Source organism: Chryseobacterium sp. BGARF1, from assembly GCF_001677955.1.
Lineage (GTDB): Bacteria > Bacteroidota > Bacteroidia > Flavobacteriales > Weeksellaceae > Chryseobacterium.
Map to the genome: position 1 here is coordinate 1 of NZ_LELA01000119.1, position 2594 is coordinate 2594.

Below are 2594 nucleotides of genomic sequence, written 5' to 3' on the forward strand. Positions count from 1 at the left end.
CTGAACTTCTGAAAATTTACTGTTTTTCATAGTCTTCCAAATTTAAAAACTATATTTTTAAATGTTCCTGTTTTTGGGGAAGATTACAACTTTACTAATACTTTTTACATTTACTAATTCTTCATATCTATGTAATAAAATATACCAGCCAGACAAAATAATTGTACATAAAACAAATATCAATAAACTTATAATAATATTCTTCTTAATATTTCCCATACTCATTTCTTGTTATATTTTGCTTTTTTTCAGAACTGAAAGAACTTTTTAACCCTTCCTCAACTTTCCCCCACAATTGGGTATGGCTTAAGCTATGGGATGCCATAGCTAAATATGCTAGTGAACCCGGTCGTTTTATCATATCTTCCTTACATGTTTTTTCATCTTGCTCTGTAACATCAAATTTAGGGATTACTTCTTTATATTTCTGTTCACGAATTATTCCTTCATTATCAATATTTCATTATTTTTTATTTAAAAATCCATATCTTTAGTTTAGAAATAATTTATCATAATGAAAATATAAACTGCTTCTTTTAATATTTCCTGTTTTAATAAATTGTCAAGGTTCTGAAAGTAAAAAACCAATCAATAATCAACGATATGAACAGTTTTTAAACGATATTTCATCAAATTCGAAAGTAGTTATTAGCGATATTACTGAAATTAAAAGGCAGCCTTCCGATAATATTAATCTGGTAACCAAATATCCTTTATCTAAAGCAAAAAAAGAAGAATATAATAAAAACGGTGCTTTAGCCAATGATACTGACATTTCAGATTCTACTATTTATAAAATAAAAAGCTATAATCTAATCAACGAAAAGAATGAAAAAGTGGAAATTGTAGAAAACGGCAGCTCAAAGAGTTTGCAAAAATTTGCTTTATCAGATTATAATAAATCACTTTATCAAAATTTGGGGATAGAATTCAAATTAAATAAAAAGTTTGAAACCTTAAAAGGCTCTATTAATATGGAATTTGAAATCTCAAAAAACGATAAAAAAGAAGTTAAAGTTCCTGTAAACATTTCTATTCACAATAAAATTTCAGAATAAAAATTCAACTTTTCAGATACAAAGAAATAATACAGATTGCGTTTGTAAATCGTCAGCGAAAAGTGGACATTAGATATTAAAAATTTAAGGAGTGTTTTCATAAAAAGAGTAATTTTAATTATGACAACACCGAAAAAGAAACTGGCCGAAAAATTCGTAAAAGATATTCGCCAGAACACACGCAGAATATTTACTGCAGAGCAAAAGATTTTAATCGTGATGGAAGGTCTTCGAGCGGAGACTTCCGTAGCCGAACTTTGCAGGAACCACAATATTGCACAGTCGCAGTTTTATGCCTGGAACAAGGAGTTTATGGAAGCAGGAAAGAAGCGCTTAAACGGAGATGTCGCTCGAGAAGCTACGAGTGATGAAGTATCAGATTTGAAGAAGGAAAACGCACGTTTGAAAGAGATTGTAGCTGATTTGGTTGTTCGTTATGATATTGTAAAAAAAAGTTTAGACAGGCTGGATTAATTGATAAATACAGGAAATATATGAGATTATCAGCAGCCGAGAAATACGAAATTATTCAAACCGTGAGGACGAGTGAAGCCGGAGTAAAGAAAACGCTGGAAAGTTTTGGAATTGCCAGAAGTAGCTTTTACAAATGGTATCAGAGCTACCTCGAAAACGGCTATGATGGCTTGGAAACTACAAAACGAACAAACAACAGACAATGGAACAGTATTCCTGAAAAGCAGAAAGATTTGGTAGTAGAAATTGCTCTGGAACACACCGAATTATCTTCAAGGGAACTTTCCTACAAAATTACCGATGAGCAAGGTGTTTTTATTTCAGAATCCAGTGTTTATCGGATATTGAAGCAAAGAGATTTAATTCCGGCACCGAATCATTTTTTACTTTCAGCAGCAAATGAGTTCAAAGATAAAACCGAATTTGTGCATCAAATGTGGCAGACAGATTTTACTTATTTCAAGATCATAGGCTGGGGATGGTACTATCTGAGCAAGATTTTGGACGATTACAGCCGCTACATTATTCATTGGGAGTTATGCGATTCGATGAAAACTGAAGATGTGAAAAGAACGGTAGATACAGCCATTAAAAAAGCGAAATTAAAAACCAAAGTTAAACCGAAACTGCTCTCAGATAACGGTTCTTGCTACGTCTCCAATGAACTGAAAACCTATCTGAAGAAGGATTTAAAGATGAAACAAGTGCACGGAAAACCGATGCATCCGCAGACCCAAGGCAAGATTGAACGTTATCACAGAACTATGAAAAACGTAGTGAAACTAAATCATTTTTATCACCCCGAAGAACTCATCCAGGCACTGGAAAAGTTTGTGGAAAACTACAATAACAAACGTTATCACGAGTCGATAAATAACCTCACTCCAGCGGATGTGTACTTCGGAAGATCAGAACATATTTTGAAAAAAAGAAATCAAATAAAAGCAGAATCCATCCGAAAAAGAAGACAAATGTATAATCAACAAAAATTAGTAAGTTTATAAACCGAAAATCCTCCTTAAGGATTTAAACTAAAATGTCTAAGTTGGTTTGAAGACGTAC

At 32.4% G+C, this 2594-nt stretch carries 2 protein-coding genes; both read left to right on the forward strand.

All coding sequences use genetic code 11. From position 1 onward, the window contains the following. Positions 1-836: 836 nt before the first annotated feature. Positions 837-1058 carry a hypothetical protein gene (locus tag AB671_RS22075; RefSeq protein WP_082987366.1) on the forward strand — a complete coding sequence of 74 codons (222 nt, stop codon included), beginning with the start codon at positions 837-839 and terminating at the stop codon, positions 1056-1058. Between the two features lie 120 nt (positions 1059-1178). Then, positions 1179-2536, forward strand: a protein-coding gene (locus tag AB671_RS19840; RefSeq protein ID WP_410492667.1) for an IS3 family transposase whose coding sequence is annotated in 2 segments (ribosomal slippage) — positions 1179-1514 and positions 1517-2536 — 1356 coding nt in all. Because the reading frame shifts where the segments join, the coding sequence is not laid out codon by codon here. Positions 2537-2594: the final 58 nt, after the last annotated feature.